Annotated in this window: 15 protein-coding genes and 1 pseudogene; 13 read left to right on the forward strand and 3 right to left on the reverse strand. The window is 60.1% G+C overall.

Annotated elements, in window-relative coordinates:
* Positions 1-133 precede the first annotated feature (133 nt).
* Complete coding sequence (hpaA, locus tag QU606_RS18275; protein WP_024075630.1) at positions 134-1,024, forward strand: 4-hydroxyphenylacetate catabolism regulatory protein HpaA; 891 nt, start codon at positions 134-136, stop codon at positions 1,022-1,024.
* A 111-nt stretch (positions 1,025-1,135) separates the two neighbouring features.
* Here hpaA and QU606_RS18280 read toward each other — a convergent pair whose 3' ends face one another.
* Complete coding sequence (locus QU606_RS18280; RefSeq protein ID WP_304997288.1) at positions 1,136-2,392, reverse strand: OprD family porin; 1,257 nt, start codon at positions 2,390-2,392, stop codon at positions 1,136-1,138.
* Between the two features lie 212 nt (positions 2,393-2,604).
* On the opposite strand from QU606_RS18280, the gene hpaR reads away from it, so the two are divergent.
* Together hpaR and pqqA are read left to right on the forward strand one after the other, a co-directional pair.
* Positions 2,605-3,027, forward strand: a complete 423-nt coding sequence (gene hpaR, locus QU606_RS18285) for a homoprotocatechuate degradation operon regulator HpaR (protein WP_304997289.1) — start codon at positions 2,605-2,607, stop codon at positions 3,025-3,027.
* Positions 3,028-3,144: 117 nt separating this feature from the next.
* The gene (pqqA, locus tag QU606_RS18290; protein WP_081329280.1) at positions 3,145-3,216 is read left to right on the forward strand and encodes a pyrroloquinoline quinone precursor peptide PqqA; all 72 of its coding nucleotides are present in this window, start codon (positions 3,145-3,147) and stop codon (positions 3,214-3,216) included.
* A gap of 56 nt (positions 3,217-3,272) precedes the next feature.
* Here pqqA and QU606_RS18295 read toward each other — a convergent pair whose 3' ends face one another.
* On the reverse strand, positions 3,273-4,016 hold the full coding sequence (locus QU606_RS18295; RefSeq protein ID WP_102624524.1) for a GntR family transcriptional regulator: 744 nt from the start codon (positions 4,014-4,016) through the stop codon (positions 3,273-3,275).
* A 136-nt stretch (positions 4,017-4,152) separates the two neighbouring features.
* Here QU606_RS18295 and QU606_RS18300 point away from each other — a divergent pair, with 136 nt between their 5' ends.
* From QU606_RS18300 to QU606_RS18315, 4 genes are read left to right on the forward strand one after another with little or no spacing between them, the layout of a single operon-like run.
* On the forward strand, positions 4,153-4,995 hold the full coding sequence (locus tag QU606_RS18300; RefSeq protein WP_150054803.1) for an ABC transporter ATP-binding protein: 843 nt from the start codon (positions 4,153-4,155) through the stop codon (positions 4,993-4,995).
* Positions 4,992-5,993, forward strand: a complete 1,002-nt coding sequence (locus QU606_RS18305; RefSeq protein ID WP_304997290.1) for an ABC transporter substrate-binding protein — start codon at positions 4,992-4,994, stop codon at positions 5,991-5,993. The genes QU606_RS18300 and QU606_RS18305 overlap by 4 nt, the downstream gene beginning before the upstream one ends.
* Positions 5,994-6,006: 13 nt before the next feature.
* The gene (locus tag QU606_RS18310) at positions 6,007-6,756 is read left to right on the forward strand and encodes an ABC transporter permease (RefSeq protein ID WP_024075624.1); all 750 of its coding nucleotides are present in this window, start codon (positions 6,007-6,009) and stop codon (positions 6,754-6,756) included.
* 51 nt (positions 6,757-6,807) lie between these two features.
* Positions 6,808-9,180, forward strand: a complete 2,373-nt coding sequence (locus QU606_RS18315; protein WP_304997291.1) for a hypothetical protein — start codon at positions 6,808-6,810, stop codon at positions 9,178-9,180.
* 135 nt (positions 9,181-9,315) lie between these two features.
* On the opposite strand, the gene QU606_RS18320 is transcribed toward QU606_RS18315, so the two are convergent.
* Positions 9,316-10,206: a LysR family transcriptional regulator gene (locus QU606_RS18320; protein ID WP_304997292.1), complete on the reverse strand. Its 891-nt coding sequence runs from the start codon at positions 10,204-10,206 to the stop codon at positions 9,316-9,318.
* Between the two features lie 167 nt (positions 10,207-10,373).
* Here QU606_RS18320 and QU606_RS18325 point away from each other — a divergent pair, with 167 nt between their 5' ends.
* The 6 genes and pseudogenes from QU606_RS18325 to QU606_RS33025 all read left to right on the forward strand — a co-directional run bounded on the left by QU606_RS18325 (position 10,374) and on the right by QU606_RS33025 (position 17,373).
* Positions 10,374-11,456, forward strand: coding sequence for a 4-oxalomesaconate tautomerase (locus QU606_RS18325; protein WP_024075621.1), 1,083 nt, complete (start codon positions 10,374-10,376; stop codon positions 11,454-11,456).
* 43 nt (positions 11,457-11,499) lie between these two features.
* Positions 11,500-12,825: a dicarboxylate/amino acid:cation symporter gene (locus tag QU606_RS18330; RefSeq protein ID WP_069075946.1), complete on the forward strand. Its 1,326-nt coding sequence runs from the start codon at positions 11,500-11,502 to the stop codon at positions 12,823-12,825.
* 141 nt (positions 12,826-12,966) lie between these two features.
* Positions 12,967-14,271 carry a CitMHS family transporter gene (locus tag QU606_RS18335; protein WP_024075619.1) on the forward strand — a complete coding sequence of 435 codons (1,305 nt, stop codon included), beginning with the start codon at positions 12,967-12,969 and terminating at the stop codon, positions 14,269-14,271.
* 93 nt (positions 14,272-14,364) lie between these two features.
* The gene (locus QU606_RS18340) at positions 14,365-15,618 is read left to right on the forward strand and encodes an OprD family porin (RefSeq protein WP_304997293.1); all 1,254 of its coding nucleotides are present in this window, start codon (positions 14,365-14,367) and stop codon (positions 15,616-15,618) included.
* A gap of 126 nt (positions 15,619-15,744) precedes the next feature.
* Positions 15,745-16,515 (forward strand): annotated as a pseudogene (locus QU606_RS33020) (cache domain-containing protein); the annotation flags it as partial.
* 102 nt (positions 16,516-16,617) lie between these two features.
* Entirely contained in the window at positions 16,618-17,373 is a 756-nt protein-coding gene (locus QU606_RS33025; RefSeq protein WP_370531121.1) for a methyl-accepting chemotaxis protein, read from the forward strand.
* Positions 17,374-17,420: the final 47 nt, after the last annotated feature.

A 17,420-nucleotide genomic window follows, 5' to 3' on the forward strand; every position in this document is an offset into this window, starting at 1 on the left:
GTTAACGTTATAATTAAGATGTTAACTATCGTCAAGCGTGGCAAACTCTTCCGAGCGTGGTGCAGGGCTAAAATCCGGCGCAGGATGAGCGTTTCAGGCCGGCTGAGCCCCCAATAAAAAAGAGAACGTCGCGATGATCGATCGTAAGCCGATCCCCAACATCAACATCGGCCAGGTGTACGACCAGCGCTACAGCGATGCCGAAGTGCATTACGACAAGCTGGGCAACCTGGCGGAGTTTTTCGGCCGCAACATGCCCGTGCATCGGCACGACCGTTTTTTCCAGGTGCATTACGTCAAGAGCGGCGCGGTGCGCGTTTACCTGGATGACCAGCAATACCTGGAGTCGGGGCCGATGTTTTTCCTGACGCCGCCGACGGTGGCCCACGCTTTTGTCACCGAAGCGGACGCTGACGGGCATGTGCTGACGGTGCGCCAGCAACTGGTCTGGGGCCTGGTCGATGCTGACCCGACGCTGGTGCCCGGTTCGCAATTGCCGGCGGCCTGCGTTGCGCTGGCCCAGTTCCCGCCTGAAGTCAGGCGGCTGGAGTTTCTGTTCGAGGAACTGAGCAATGAAATCAACATGGCCGGCGCCGGGCGCAGTGCGGCGTTGGACAGCTTGACCCGCCTGATCATGATCAGCCTGCTGCGGCTTTGCGCCAACTCGCTGCAAGCCCGGCCTGCGCGTCATGAAGACCTGCGGATCTTCCATCGCTTCAACGAGTTGATCGAGGACCATTACCTGCAACATTGGCCGCTGTCGCATTACGCTGACCGTATCGGCGTCACGGAGGCACGCCTCAATGACGTGTGTCGACGGATCGCCGATTTGCCGTCCAAGCGCTTGATCCTGGAGCGGGTGATGCAGGAGGCCAAGCGGCTCCTGCTGTTCACGGGCAGTTCCGCCAGCGAAATCTGCTACCAACTGGGCTTCAAGGACCCAGCCTATTTCAGCCGGTTCTTTCAGCGTTACGCGCAGATGACGCCGGGGGAATATCGCCAGCGGCAATCGGGTTTGCGGTGAGGCCGTCATCGTGACTTCTCCCAGGGCGTCATTGCACTCATGATCATTGCAGCGCTGTCGCCGAAAAATGGCTTTTACGGCGAACGGCTTGCACATTTCACAGCCCTGGGATCACCACAGCGCCACGCTGTAGCCGACGATGATGCGGCTTTCGTCGATGTCGCTGGTCAAGCCATTGCTCGATCGCAGGGTGGCATTGCGCAGCCGCACGTTGACGTTCTTCAACGGCCCGCTTTGTACGGTGTAGACCAGGTCGGTGTCGCGCTCCCATTCGCGGCCATTGCGCACGGTGGCAGTTTGCGCATGGGAGCCGTCGACATAGCGCGTCATGAAGGTCAGCCCAGGCACGCCGAGGGCGGCGAAGTTGTAGTCGTATCGCGCCTGCCAGGCATCGGTGTTGGCCTTGGTGAAGATGTTGATGGTCACCAGGTTGACCGAATAGGGGTCTTGGCCCGGGAAGGCAAAGTCGCCGTCACCGGACAGGTTCTGATAGCCCAGGCCGAATTTGTGTGCCCCCACCGACAGGCTGAACATGCCGTTGAAAAAGCGGTTGTCGATTCGCCCGCCATCGACCCTGGAAGGGCTGCGCAGCCGTGCGCTGCCTTGTTCACGGGTGTCGAAATAACGCAGGTCGCTGCGCAGGCTCACGCCTTCGGCCAGCGGCAGGTCATGCACCAGGCCGATAAAATTCTGCCGGTAAATGTCCTGCATTTGCGCGTAGTAGTAGGTCGCCGCCAGATGAGGGTTGATGGCGTAGGTGCCACCGGCCAGGTCCAGGTGGCTGCTGGTGACGCCGCCGTAACTCATCGATTCATTGTTGGAGGAGTCGCGCAGGTTCTGTTTCTCCAGGCGGCCGACGTTGAGGGTCAGGCCGTCGATCTCCTGGGAGGTCACCAGCTCACCGTTATAGGTCGACGGTAGCAAGCGGGTGTCGTTGTAGGCGGCCACCGGCAACAACGGTTGCAGGGTGCCGAGCTTCAGGACGGTTTTGGAGACGCGTAGTTTGCCGGTCAGGCCGAGTTCGCTGTAGCTGTCGGCCGGCTCGCCGCTGGCACCCGCCGGCAGCAGGCCGGTACCTCGACGGTCACGGCTGGAGTCGAGTTTGAGCCCAAGCTCACCCAAGGCATCCACGCCAAAACCGACCACGCCCTGGGTGTAGCCTGACTCCAGGCGCAACACAAAGCCCTGTGCCCATTCTTGCGCCTGGTTCTGCGGCGCGTTGCTCTGGCGAAAGTCGCGGTTCATATAGAAGTTGCGCAGGTCCAGGTTGGCCTTGCTGTCCTGGATAAAGTCGGCGTGGGCAACCAGAGGGGTAAACGCGGCGCACAGGCCAGCGCTTGCCGCCGTGCGTAAGAAGTACGAATGCATGAGGGACGTTCCTTTTGTTGTTTTTGTGGGTATGGCCCCTGTCAGCTCAGGGCTGGCATATTGTTAACATGTTATCGTTGTGCACGGTAGGTGGTTTTGCAATATTTTGAAAAAAATGTTTCTAGGTTAACGTTTTTTCGGGGCGGCCTTATTGCATGGGCGTAGCGCCGACTCTAAGCTTCGACGCTTCGACCTCAACTGTGCGTGGAACCATGTCAACCCCTAGACCGTCCCTTACGCTGACTTTGCTCCAGGCCCGCGAGGCGACCATGGCGTTCTTTCGGCCGTTGCTCAATGAACATGACCTGACCGAACAGCAGTGGCGAATCATTCGGATCCTGCGCCAGCAGGGCGAGTTGGAGAGCCATCAACTGGCGCACCTGGCGTGCATCCTCAAACCCAGTCTGACCGGCGTGCTGAGCCGTCTGGAGCGGGACGGTATCGTCCGGCGCAGGAAGTCATCCGAAGATCAGCGCCGCGTGTTCATCGCCCTCACTGAACAGGGGCAGCAGTGCTTCGTCGACATGAGCGCAGGGATGGAAAGCAACTACCTGAAGATTCAGGAGCAGTTTGGTGAAGAGTCGTTGGCGCAATTGCTCGAGCTGCTTAACAAGCTCAAGAGCCTGAAGCCTTAATGCTCTTACCTGCCTGGCAGGCAATGACAAGAAGGTTTGTCACGTCCAGTCAAGTGCCGCGCTCTGGCCTGGCCTCTAATAAGCTGACTTACCGCCCCCCCATAAGAGGACATGATCATGTGGACCAAACCCGCCTATACCGATATGCGCATTGGCTTTGAAGTGACGATGTACTTCGCCACTCGATGAGCCCCCCGATACGCCTGGAAACGGCGCGCCAGCCCTAGGTGTGCGCTGTACATCGACTATTTCGCCGGGCTGGACTTGAACACGCCGCTGAGGACAAAGGCGTAGCGTTCCGGACGGATAAAGAAGGTGGTGCGGTCGCAGCAGCGGCCGTCGGCAAAGTACGAGGTGCGCTCCATCACCAGCAGCGCCGCGCCGCGTTTGACGTGCAAGGTGCTGGCCAGGCTTGCGTCGGCGGCTTGCGCACGAATGGCCAGGTCGGCACGGGTGACGGCCTGGCCGGTGATCGATTCCAGGATCGAATAGATCGGTTGATGCTCAACGTCGGCCCAGACCACACTGGCCAACTCGGCCGGCAGGTGGCTGCGGCCCAGGGCGATGGGTTCGTCATCCACGAAATGCAGGCGCTCCAACAGCAGGCAATCGTGCGCGGCTTCAAACAATCCCTTCAAGGCTTCCGGAACAGGCTGCAGCGTGTGGCTGATCACCTGCATGCTCGGTTTGAGTCCTTGCAATAACAAGGCTTCATGGAAACTGCGCAACGCATCCAGGCCATGTCGAACCTGTTTCGCCGCGACGAACGTGCCTTTGCCTTGCTTGCGCTCTACCACGCCGTCGTCGCTGAGCTTGCCCACCGCCAGGCGCACCGTGACGCGGCTGACCCCAAAGCGTTCGCCCAGTTCGGCTTCTGAAGGCAGTTTGCCGGAGGGTTCGAAATCGCCGCGCTGAATCTCCTCCAGCAAACGATGGGCGATCTGTTCGTAGAGCGAGGTGGTGCTGTCGCGAAGAATGGACGTAGACACGGTCGGCTTCCAGGGGCCTCGGAGTGGGGCGGTACGCCTTCACTTCTAAGGTTATAAAAATAGGTTATTGGGACAACTTGTATTAATACGTATTATGTCAGGCATTCCCATTGTAAACGACCTGACGATACTTGCCATGCCCGACTCCTTGCCTTACGCACCGCTGCAAGCCGACGCCCTGACGGTCGATGCCATCAGTTTCAGCTACCCCAACGGGCATCGGGTGTTCAACGCTTTCAGCCTGAACGCCAAGCCGGGCGAATTCGTCGCGATCCTCGGGCCGTCCGGCTGCGGGAAAACCACGTTGCTGAATCTGTTGTCGGGTTTTCAACAACCCCAGAGCGGCCAGATCAGCATCAACCAGACCGCCGTGCGGCCGGAGCGCTCGGAGTTGGGCTATGTGTTTCAGGCACCGCAGTTGTTCCCCTGGCTGAGCGCGCTGGAAAACGTGCGTTTCGGCCTGCGGATGACGGCACAGCTCAACGAGGATCAACAGCGCGCGCAGGCGTTGCAGTACTTGCGTCTGGTCGGTCTGGAAAGCGCGGCGCAACGCTTGCCCCATCAACTGTCGGGGGGCATGCAGCAGCGCGTCTCCCTGGCCAGGACCTTGGCGTTGGAGCCCAGTGTATTGCTGATGGACGAACCCTTCGCCGCGCTGGATGCGATCAGCCGCAACAGCATGAATGAAGAGACGCTGCGGATCTGGGCCGAACTGGGTCAGACGGTGCTGTTCATCACCCACGACATCGACGAGGCGGTGTTCCTGGCCGACCGGGTCATCGTGCTCAACATCGCCCCGGGCGGCATCCACAGCGAATTGGACATTCATCTGCCACGTCCGCGTTCCAACCTGAAAACCCGTCGCCTGCCGGCCTTTCTTGATTACCGCAATGAGCTGATGGAGCGCATTTCCCACGTCATGGAAGCGGCCGACGCCATCGCTGATCCCACCCCCCGTCAACCTGAGTTAACCGCATGATCAAACGTTCGCTGCTTGCTCTTTCCTTGTCTGTTGCCGCCTTGGCAAGCAGCACATTTGCCGTGGCTGCCGAAGAGAAACCCCTGCGCGTGGGGTATGTGTTCGCCATGGCCAACGCCCCGGCGCTGATCGCCGACAAGCAGGGTTACTACCGCGAGGAAGGCTTGAATGTCGACCTCAAGGCCCTGGGCGATGGCCCCGTGATCCAGCAGGCGTTGGCGGCCGGTGAATTGGACGTGGCCTATGTCGGCACACCGCCGGTGTACCAATGGTTTTCCCGCGGCCTGCAAAGCCGGATCCTGGCCAAGGTCAACTACGGGCAAGCCGCGGTCATTGTCGACGCCAAGAGCCCGATCAACAGCCTGGAGCAGCTCAAGGGAAAAAAACTCGCCGGGGTCAAGAAGGGCAGTGGCATGGACGTGCTGTTGCGCGGCTATGTGCTGAAAGAAAAAGCCGGGCTCAACCCGGACAAGGACCTGGACATCATCGACATGCCACCGGGCAACATGAACGCGGCGCTGGAGCGCGGGATTGTCGATGCGGCGTTTTCCTGGGAACCCTTTGTCAGCCAATCGTTGCTGCGCGGGTCGAGCCGGATTCTGCTCGACGTCAACCAGGCGCTGCCGAATTACCCGTGGTACGTGGTGATCGCGCTGCCGAAAACCTTGCAGGAACGTCCGGACGATGTGGTCAAGTTGCTGCGCGCGCACCGCAAGGCCATCGCGTTCCTCAATGAGCATCCTGACGAGTCGAACCGGATCATCGCCGAGGCGTTCAAGCTTGAAGCGGTACAAGGGCCCGACGGCCAGACCATTGCCCCGCAGGCCATCGTCGCCCAGGCACGGGCGCGATTGGGCTGGTCGGCGGACTTGCAGGCTGCGGACATCCAATTCATCCAGCGGCTGATGAATTACTCCCACGCGCTGGGCTTTATCGACACCACGCTCAAGACCGAGCAGATCGTGGATACCTCCTACCTGGAAAAAGCCTCGCGCTGAGTCTGAGCCTGTCATGTCCTTGCCAAAACCGAATTGGGGATGGGCTTCGCTGCCATTCCTGCTGTTGATCTGGATGGCCCTGGCCAGCCGCTTTCCCACCTACATCCTGCCGCAGCCCTGGGATGTGGCGCGCGAAGCCGTGCGCTGGCTCAGCGACGGTTCGCTGTGGCAGCACCTCAGGGCGAGTGTCCTGGAAGAAGTCGGCGGCTTCTGCGCCGCAGTGCTCGTGGCGATTGGGTTGGGCACCGCCGGTGGCCTGTCTTCGCGCTTTCGCGATTTCATCTCGCCGCTCAACAGCCTGTTCATGGCGATCCCACCCATCGCCTGGGCGCCGCTGATCATGATCATTTTCGGCCTGGGCTATGTCTCGATTGTGCTGGTGATTTTCATCGCAGCGGTGTTCCCCATGGCGGTCACGATCCAAGAGGGCGTACAGAGCATTCGCGGTGGCGAAGTCCGCGCCGCACGCACCTTGGGCGCCAATGCCGGGCAACTGCTGGCCCACGTTTATCTACCTGCTTCATTGCCGTTCGTGACCGCAGCCTTGCGCATCGGCTTCAGCCAGGGGTGGCGGGCATTGGTTGCGGCGGAAATGATCGGCGCTTCCCAAGGCATTGGCTGGATGGTCTCTACGGGCGGGCAGATCGGCAACAGCAGCCAGGTGCTGCTGGGCATCGTGCTGATCGGCCTGATTGCCTGGCTGATGGAGAGTTTTGTGTTCCGGCGCATCGAGCGTCACTACCAGAAATGGCGTGTGCAGTGAGCATCGCCATGTGTCTTCAAACCTTCAGTGGACCACTGCACGAGGTGTCATGTGAGTAACGTTTTCGATCCCCGCGAAGCCGGGCACTACATTGCCCCGCAAGGCCTCTACGAACGCAACAAGAAACGCCCGTTCCTGGGCAGCATCCACTGTGATCGCGACACGCTGGTCGCTGGCCAATGGGATGAAATCACCCTGGTCTACGAGGTGGGAGGCAGCGGCCTGGCCGACGGCGCGTGGTTGAAACTGGCCTTCAAGTTCTACTCCGACTGGGCGCTGTTCCAGACCTCGAATCCGGCCGGGCCCAACTACGTCAGCGCCGAGTATCAGGCGGGCGAGCTGGTCCCCGGCCAGAGCCAGGCCACGGTGCAGCATTTGAAAGTGCGCTTCGACCAGAAGGGGCATGAGCGGCCGTTCCAGAAAGCGATCATCATCGACATCATCGACGGCTACCTGAACCCCGGTGACAAAATCACCATTCGCCTGGGCGACCGTCGCCAGGGCGGGGCGGGCACGCGGGTGCAGAGTTTCGTCGAGAAAGACTTCCGTTTCCGGCTGTTTATCGACCCGTTGGGCAGCTCGAAGTTTGCCGAGGTGCCAGGCGATCCGTTGCTGAACATCGTGCCGGGGCCAGCGCAGAGCGTGCAGTTGATCGTGCCGCGGCTGGTCAGCGCTGGCGAGGCGTTCGACGTGCTGCTGCGGGTCGATGATGCCTGGGGCAACACGTGCCGCAACCTGCCGCTCAAGGGTGTGCTGACCCTGCTCGACCCTGAAGGCGGCGAGCGCCAACAAGCGTTTACCCTGGCCAATGAAGGGTGGGCGACGGCGCGGCTCGAGGGGTTTGACCTCGGGGCGGTGGGCGAGTGGCGATTGTCCGCCGAGCTGGAAACGCCTGGCGTGCGCGGCGCCCAGGCTTTCGTCAGCGTCGACCCGGCCGGCAGCGCATTGCGTCCGCTGTACGCCGACCTGCATGTGCACTCCGATGACACTGTGGGCACCAACGACACGCTGTATAACCTCAGCTACGGTCGCGATGTCGCCGGCCTCGATGTGCTCGGCTATACCGCCAACGACTTCAATATCACCGAGCAACGCTGGGATCAGGCGGTGAAGCTGATTCATGAACTCAACGAGCCCGGCCGTTTCGTCTGCTACCCCGGCACCGAGTGGTGCGGCAACTCCTGTGCGGGCGGCGACCGCAATGTCGTATTCCTGCATGATCGCAAGCCCGAGTTTCCGTTCGACAACCAAGGGCGGTTGGTGCGCTCTTTTGAGTGGAACGAGTTCACTGCCGGTACCATCAAGCCGGGCGCCTGGCCGGTGGATGAGTTATACGCGGCCTATGCGAAAGACCCGGAAGGTCACCTGATGATGCCCCATGTCGGCGGGCGCCGCTGCAACCTCGACTGGCACCACCCGGAGCTGGAGCGCTTGATCGAAGTCGGCTCGGCCTGGGGCCAGTTCCATTGGGTCTACGCCGAAGCCCTGCAGCGCGGCTATCGGGTCGGTGCCGCGGCGAACAGCGATGAGCATCAGGGCCGTTGCGGCGGCGGTGTACCGGCCACGGCCGTGTTCGGTTCGCGCGGCGGGCTGACCGGCGTAGTCGCCGACGGCTTCGACCGCGCGAGTGTCGGCAAGGCGCTGCGTGCCCGGCGCACGTTTGCCACCACCGGCGAGCGTTCGTTTGCCAGCCTGCGTCAGGGCCGGCACTTCATGGGTGAGGTGTTCACGGCGGATTCGAACGCAACGTTGGACTATCGATTGCTGGGCGAGGCGGGCTGGGAGCAGGTGGATTTGTTCGATGGCGATCAACTGATCTGGTCGCGCAACCTGCATCAGGAGCTGGGCTTTTCCACCCAACGTATTCGCCTGCGCCTGGGCGGCGCGCGGATCAAGGATCGTTATCGCGGTGCCTATTGGACCGGCGAGGTTCGGGTAACCGGGGCGGTGATCAACGGCTTTCGCGCCTTGGGCCTGGATCATCCGGAGCAAACCGTGTGGCGCAAGGACGCCACGACCCTGGCCTTTCGCACTGACACCAACGGCGACACCGACAGTATCGAAATCGACCTGTCGCAGTTGGTCGGCGCGAGGTTGCAGGTGCGCAGCCGCATCGACAACTACATCAAGGTCGGCGATCCGTCTGAACCGCAACCCTACGTGCATGCGCCGACGGTGCTGATGGAGCTGTCCGGCGAAGAATTGCTGGCGCAGTCCCAAGTGATCGAAGAGTTGCCGGGCGCCGAATTGAAAGTCTCACTTGAACGAACCGCCGCTGCGCCGCTGCCGCGCGAGCTGCAAGGCACGATCGAGCTGGCCCGACTCAACCTGCAAGCGGGCCGTGAGCATCCGTTGTTCATCTGTGCGCGCCAGCGCGATCAGTCCCGGGTCTGGACCTCGGCGCTGTTCCTGACACTGACTTGAGGCCGTCGCGTTCAGACCGTACGTCAGCACGTTTGATGACTGGACAGGGAAGTCCGCTACGTCAGTTGGCCGGCATTCGCGGACCGAGCGCCCTCTCATGAGGGCCATGCCCAGTGAAGGGTAAACGGGACGAACTCACTTCTCCCACTGTTCAAGCAGAATCGAAACAAACTTCTCTGCGGCTGGAGATAACGAAGCGCCGCGTCGGTAAACCAGCCCCAGTGAGCGGTTCACCACGGGCTCTATCAACGGGATGCTGACCAACGTTGGGTGATCCACGGCCGGCATCGCCAGGCTGGGGACGGCTGATACCCCGAGGCCCGCTTCCACCAGGCCCAGGGACGTCGAAAGATGCTGCACCTCATAGAACCACTGCGGGCGCCAACTCAACCCTGACAAGGCATGATCGAGCAACATCCGGTTGCCGCTCAGGCGTCCGACACCGATCAGACGGTAATTGCTGAGTTCAGACCAGGTCACCGCACTGCGTTCGGCCAATTCATGATCGCGTCGACACGCTAAGACAAAAGGCTCGTCGACCAAGGGGACGAACTCGATGTCGGGGTGCTGGCCGCTCATCATGTTGATGCCGAAGTCGGCTTCGCCGCGCAGTACCGCCTCCAGCCCTTCGTTCGCGCTCAGATCAAGCAGGCGGATCCGGATCTGTGGATAGCGCTCGTTGTAGAGGCGTATGACCGAAGGCAGGAAATAAAAGGCTGCGGTGGGGATACAGGCCAGGGTCACGCGCCCGCTCTGGCGTTCGGCCAACTCGCGGATATTGAGTATGGAGTCGTCGAAGTCGTCCAGCAGGCGGCGAGCCTTGGGTAGAAAGTCCCGCCCCACGCTGGTGAGGCTCACTCTTCTTGTGGTGCGGTCGAGTAGGGCTGTACCCAAGCCTTCCTCAAGTTTTTTCATGCGTCTGCTCAGCGCGGGCTGGGACAGGTGCAAGGCTTCAGCCGCTTCGTGGAAGCTGCCGAGTTCTGCGATTTTCACGAAAGATCGGATGTCGTTTAGCTCATATTGCATTTTTTATACCTCAACCAGAGGGGGCGGCGGCGCTCGCTCATCCTAATTTTATCATTCGCCAAACGCAATAATCCGGCCGATTTTTGCATTGGAAACATTTTTCAAAGCCTGCGACTCTTGCTTCAAGAGCATTAATCACCCCGATTGATCAATAAGAGTTAGTTTTCATGCAACGAATTCCTTGTGTGCTTATGCGCGGTGGTACGTCCAAGGGGCCGGTATTTCTCGCCTGGGACCTCCCTGATTCGATCGAGCAGCGTGATGAGCTGTTGCTCAACCTGATGGGCTCTGGCCACGAGCTGGAGATTGACGGCATCGGCGGTGGCAGCCCCCAGACAAGCAAGGTCGCGATCGTCAGCCCATCCCTGCACCCGGATGCCGATGTCGACTATTTGTTCGTTCAGGTCATGGTGTCCCAGCGTCGAGTCGATACAGCGCCCAATTGCGGCAATATGCTGTGCGCCGTAGGCCCGTTTGCCGTTGAGCAAGGGCTGGTCAAGGCCTCTAAAGGCCGCACGTTGGTGCGTATTCGCAACCTCAACACCGGGACGTTCGTGAACGCCGAGGTCTACACCCCCGAAGGAACCGTCAGCTATGAGGGCGACACCGCCATTGACGGCGTGCCGGGGACTGCCGCTCCGGTGCAACTGACCTTCCTCGATGCCGCGGGCAGCAAAACCGGCAAGCTTTTCCCGACGGGGCAGACACAGGACGTGATTGACGGCATCCCGATGACGTGCATCGACATGGCCATGCCAATGATGATCATCGAGGCGGGCCAATTGGGTAAGCGCGGTGATGAAAGCCCGGCTGAACTGGACGCCGACAAGGCGTTCCTGGGGCGTCTGGAGTCCCTGCGACTGCAGGCCGGCCTGGCAATGGGCCTGGGCGATGTGAGTGACAAAGTGATTCCCAAGCCTGTCCTGGTGTCTACGGCCAAGGCGGGCGGAACCATTCAGGTGCGTTATTTCATGCCGCATAATTGCCACCGCGCACTGGCGATTACAGGCTCCATTGGCCTGGCGACCGCATGTGTGACCGACGGCAGTGTGATTGCGCAATTGCTGGGCGGGGTGAGTGAGCCGCGCTTGAAACACGTGCGGATTGAACATCCAAGTGGTGGAATAGACGTTGTTTTGTCCTACACCGGTGCTCAGGGTGAGACAATTCGTGCCTCGGTCGTGCGTACGTCGCGCAGGCTGTTCTCCGGTTATGTATACGCTGCGGCTTCCCGACGACTCGCCGGGTAACTCCCCCTAGTCGTACCGTTTCTGCATCAGAACAATTCTAAAAATGGGTGATGCCATGAAGTTTGTAAAATCGCTCTACGTCCAGATTCTCTTCGCCGTTGTGTTGGGCGTGCTGGTCGGGCATTTTTGGTCGCAACAGGCCGTTGCCTTGAAGCCGCTGGGTGACGCCTTTATCAAGCTGATCAAGATGATGATCGCGCCAGTGGTGTTCTGCACGATCGTCACCGGTATCGCCGGCATGAGCGACAAACGCTCCCTCGGGCGTTTGTTGAGCAAGACCCTGCTGTTGTTCCTGGGCCTGACCGTGATCAGCCTGATCATCGGCCTGGTGTCGGTCTACCTGTTCAAGCCCGGCGTGGGCATGAACATCGACCCTGCGCAATTGAGTACCAAGGGGCTGTCGCAGTACACCGAGTCCGCGGCGAAGCTGGGCGTGGTCGAGTTTTTCATGCACATCATCCCGGAGACGTTCATCGGCGCTTTCAACAAGGGTGAAGTGCTGCCGGTGCTGTTCATTGCGGTGCTGTGCGGTTTTGCGCTTTCGTCGATTGGCGAGCGTGGCAAGCCGGTATTGGATGTACTGGAATCGGCTTCACACATGGTGTTCAAGATCTTCTCCTACCTGATGCGCTTTGCTCCCATCGGTGCCTTTGGTGCCCTGGCGTTCACGGTAGGGCAGTACGGCATTACCTCGCTGGGCTCGTTGGCCAAGCTGATCATGACGTTGTATATCGCCTGCGCGTTCTTTGTCTTTGTGGTGCTGGGCAGCATCTGCCGCGCCCATGGCTTCAGCCTTTGGAAGTTGCTGCGCTACTTGCGCGAAGAGTTCCTGGTGGTGCTCGGGACGTCTTCTACCGAGCCGGTGATGCCGCGGATGCTGGAAAAGCTCCAGGCCCTGGGTTGCAAGAAAAGCGTGGTGGGGCTGGTGTTGCCCACGGGCTACTCGTTCAACCTCGACGGCACGGCGATCTACCTCTCGCTGGCCGCCGTGTTCATTGCCCAGGCCTGCAACATCGACCTGAGCCTGACACAGATCGTGACCATGCTGGCAATCATGCTGTTGTCCTCGAAGGGCGCGGCGGGTGTCACCGGCTCGGGTTTTGTCGCACTGGCGTCGACCCTGACGGTGATCCATGACATTCCCCTGGCCGGCCTTGCCTTGCTGATCGGTATCGACCGCTTCATGTCGGAAGCCCGGGCGTTGACCAGCCTGGCCAGCAACGCGGTGGCGACCGTGGTGATATCGCTCTCGGAGAATGCCTGTGACCGCGAAGTCTTGATGCGGACCCTGGAAGGCAAGCCTTCGCCTGACGTGCCCCCGGTCCTGACGCCACACTGGGATGATGTGAAGGTCACCAAACACGTCTGACCGGTCACGGCTCAGGCCTGCCCCCCCAATTAAATCAATGAACACCCCCCGCCAGGCACCGTTGGTCGTGCCATCTGGCGGGAACGGGGTCGCGCGCCTGTGCGTCGGCCACGCTACTCATAAGAACAAGAGAACTTACCTATGCTCGCATTGCTTGGCTTGGCCATGGTGGTGGTCTTCACCTTCCTGATAATGACCAAACGCTTGTCGCCGATTGTCGCCCTGACGGTGGTGCCTATCGTGTTCGCCGTCATCGGTGGGTTCGGTGGCACAACCGGCAAGATGATGCTCGATGGCTTGAAAATGGTCGCGCCTTCAGCGGCGCTGTTGCTGTTCGCGATCCTGTTTTTCGGCTTGATGATTGACGCCGGTTTGTTTGACCCGCTGATTCGCAAGATCCTCAAGCGCGTCAACGGCGACCCGATGAAAATCGCTGTCGGCACCGCGTTGCTCTCGCTGGTGGTGGCATTGGACGGCGACGGCACCACCACCTACATGATTACCTGTGCGGCCATGCTGCCGCTGTATAAACGTATCGGCATGAACCCGATGATTCTGGCCACCATTGCCATGCTTTCCCTGAGCATCATGAGCGGCATGACCCCTTGGGGAGGCCCCGCCACCCGAGCGATCGCAGCGTTGGGCCTGGACGCCGGTGCTTACTTCGTGCCCTTGCTGCCGACCATGATTGGCGGCGCGATGTGGGTGGTGTTCACCGCATTCCTGCTGGGGCGTGCCGAGCGCAAGCGCATCGGTAACGTGCAATTGCAAAGCGGCGGCGGTAACTGCTACATCGAAGCGATCCTCGAGGACACGCCGTACAAACGCCCGAAACTGGCCTACATCAACCTGTTGCTGGTGATCGCGGTGATGGTTGCCCTGGTCATGGGGATCATGCATTCGGCGATCCTGTTCCTGATCGGGTTCGTGCTGGCATTGATGATCAACTATCCGCAACTGGACATTCAGAAGGAACGCATCCTGGCCCATTCGGGCAACGCCATGACCGTCGTGCTGCTGGTGTTCGCCGCGGGTATTTTCGCCGGGATTTTCTCCGGTACCAAAATGGTCGATGCCCTTGCGCAAACCCTGGTTGACTGGATCCCACCCTCCTGGGGGCATCTGTTTCCGCTGGTGGTGGCAGTTACCAGCATGCCGCTGACATTCGTGCTGTCCAACGATGCTTATTACTTCGGGGTCGTGCCGATCCTGGCTAACGCTGCTGCCGCCTATGGCATCGATCCGGTGGAGATCGCCCGCGCGTCGATTCTGGGTCAACCGGTCCACCTGATGAGCCCGTTGGTCGCTTCAACCTTGTTGTTGGTCGGCATGGTCGATCGCGATATCGGCGACTTCCAGAAAGCCACCGTCAAATGGGCTGTCCTCACCTCCTTGGTCATCACGGCGCTGGCGCTGTTGACCGGAGCGATCAGTCTCTTCACCTGATTCAACCAGGCCACTGGGTTCTTCTTCTGACGCGCCTCACCCGCGAGGCGCGCGACTTCCTGCACTTCAAATAACAACAATGAGTAGTTTGCCATGAGCACTTTGCATTCCCGACGCGCGCTGTTTTCAGTTATTGGTTTGTTGCCGCTGGCCACTGCCAGTGCAGAAGGATTTATCGACGACAGCAAACTCAAGCTGCAATTACGCAACGTCTATTTCAATGAAAACTTCCGTGACGAGCATGGCATGAGTGCCCGAGCCGCGAGGACGGCGAAGAGCGAGCGGACTGAATGGGCCCAGGGGTTTCTGTTGGACTACCAATCGGGATACACCCCAGGCACCCTCGGGTTCGGGGTCGATGCCCTTGGCCTGCTCGGGGTCAAGCTCGACTCCGGCCGTGGTCGCAGCGGTACCGGGTTGTTGCCCGTCCATGATGACGGGCGTGCGGCTGACGAATTTGCAAGCCTGGGTGTGACGGCCAAAGCCCAACTGGCCAAGACCACCGTCAAATACGGCACCTTGTTACCCAAGACACCGGTACTGATCTACAACGATGCACGCCTGATACCGCAAACCTACCAGGGCGCGCAGATCAGCAGCCTCGACATCCAGAATCTGAGCCTCACCGGGGGCCGCCTGGATCGCTTCAAGTTGCGTGACTCCAGCAACAGCATGCCGATCGTGCCCGATGGCTACAGTGGCGATAAATCCGGCGACTTCAGCTACGCCGGTGCCGAATACAAACTGGGGAAAAACATCCGGTTGAGTTACTTTTACGGCGAATTGGAGAACTTCTACCGCCAGAACTTCGCCGGTGTCCAGCACGATCTGCCGTTGGGCGGCGGCGTGCTGACCAGCGACCTGCGCTACTTCAACAGTGTCGATAGCGGTTCTGCCTACGCAGGCAAGATCGACAACGACATGTTCAGCGGCCAACTGTCTTACGCCATTTCAGGTCACACCTTCGGCGGCGGGTACCAGGCCCTCAGGGGCGACGCCGGTTTGCCCTATATCAGTGGCGCCACCGTTTATTCGTTCAGCAATGCCGGGATAGGCAAGTTCATCGAGGAGGATGAAAAGACCTGGATGCTGAGCTACGGCTATAACTTTGCCGCCCTCGGGGTGCCGGGACTGACGTTCTCCACCCGCTACTTGAGCGGTAACGACGGCAAGTCCTCGACCAAGGTCAAGGAATGGGAGCGGGACGCCGAAGTGGCCTACGTGGTGCAACAAGGCACCTTCAAGGGGTTGGGCGTGCGGTTGCGTAACTACGTGTACCGTGCCGACTATTCCCGTGGCCGGGACAGCAACCGTATTTACTTTACCTACGACATCGCACTCTGGTGAAATCGCCGATCGCGGCTCTGCGACGTTCGCAGGCCGCGTTTTCATTGGCGGCTTCATCGGATAAGACGAAGGAAATAAATGATGTCGTTCAAAACTAAAATACTGCTGCTGACCTTATTACCGGTGATGTTGTTTGCGCTTGTTTTAGGTTTGAGCGCCCGTGGCACGTTGCAGTCCCAGGCCGAGCAGGAAGTCGCACAGACTCGCGAGCGGCTGCTCGAGGAAAGCCGCACTCGACTCACGGACTACGCGAGCATCGCTCGTACTTCCATCGCCGAACTCTATGATCGGGCCGCGACCGGGGACCTCGCCAGCCGCGCCTTGGCAATCAGCCGCTTGTCCAAAGTGAAGTATGGCGACGACGGCTATTTCATCGGCTACGACAGTCAGGTTGTGCGCCTGTTTCGCGGTGACAGCAGCGAAGGCGTCGGCACCAATATGAGTGATCGCAAAGACATCAACGGGAAGTTCTTGAACCGTGAAATGGTCGAAGCGGGAAAAAACGACACCCACTTCGTCACGTATTCAGGTGGGGTCGTCAACACCGATAAAGTCGTGCCCAAGCTCGCTTACAGTTTTTATTTGCCCAAGTGGGACATGGTCGTCGTCACCGCGATCAACCTGGACAGTATTGAAGTTCAGGTGGCCAAGGTGCGCGCCGCCGTGGACCAGCGCATCAGCAACCTGATGTACAGCATTGTGCTTATCGCCGTCGCGCTGATCGGCATTATCGGGGCGCTGGCGCTCGTGCTGGTCAAACGCAGTCTAGGCCCCTTGACCTTGATTCGGGCGCACCTTGATGAAATCGCCGCGGGGGAGGGGGACCTGACGCGGCGGCTACCGCAGGTCAGTCGAGACGAACTGGGGCAACTGGCCGGTTCGTTCAATGCCTTTATCGAAAAAATCCACAGCCTCGTCAGCCAGATCGTCGCCATGAGCGAACAGTTGACGGGGTCGGTCAGTCGGGTGGCCGAGCAGAGCAGGCAGATTGATCGGGCCATGGACCAGCAGCGCCAGGAAACCGACCAGGTGGCGGCGGCGATAAACCAGATGTCATCGGCGGCGCAGGAAGTGTCGCGCAGCGCGCAAAATGCTGCAGAAGCTGCCGTCGAGACCGACAAGCAGTCCCAGCACGCGCGGCAAATCGTCAATGGCAGCATTACTCGGATGCAGGCACTCAGGGGGGAGCTGGATGAGAGTGGGGTCTCCATGGCGAGTCTGCAAAACGATGTGACGTCAATCGTCACTGTGCTGGATGTTATTCGCTCGATCGCCGAGCAGACCAACCTTCTTGCGCTGAATGCGGCCATTGAAGCGGCCCGTGCCGGTGAGGCGGGCCGCGGTTTTGCGGTGGTTGCTGACGAAGTGCGCGCGTTGGCCAGTCGTACTCAACGCAGCACCCAGGAAATCCAGGTGATGGTTGAGCGTCTCAATAGCGCAACCGGCGGTGTGGTCAAGGCGATGCACCAATCGACCGAAGCCGCGCAAGGCGCGAGTGCGCAGGCTGATCAGGCGGGTGAGTTCCTGGGCAATGCTGTCGAGCTGATTGCGACGATCAATGCGATGAACGCACAGATCGCCAGTGCCGCCGAGGAGCAGACCTCGGTGGCTGAAGAGATCAACCGTGGGGTCCATCAGATCGCGCGGGCCATTGATTCGGTGGCCAACCAGACTCAACTGGGGGTCAAGACGGTCGATGAGTTGTATACCATCGGCAGTCGTATGCAAGGTTTGCTGGGGCAGTTCAAAATTTGATGGCCTTGGCCTGGATTGACACGCAGCACGCGTCAATGCAGGCCAAG

It is taken from the genome of Pseudomonas sp. OVF7, from assembly GCF_030644265.1.
Lineage (GTDB): Bacteria > Pseudomonadota > Gammaproteobacteria > Pseudomonadales > Pseudomonadaceae > Aquipseudomonas > Aquipseudomonas gorinensis.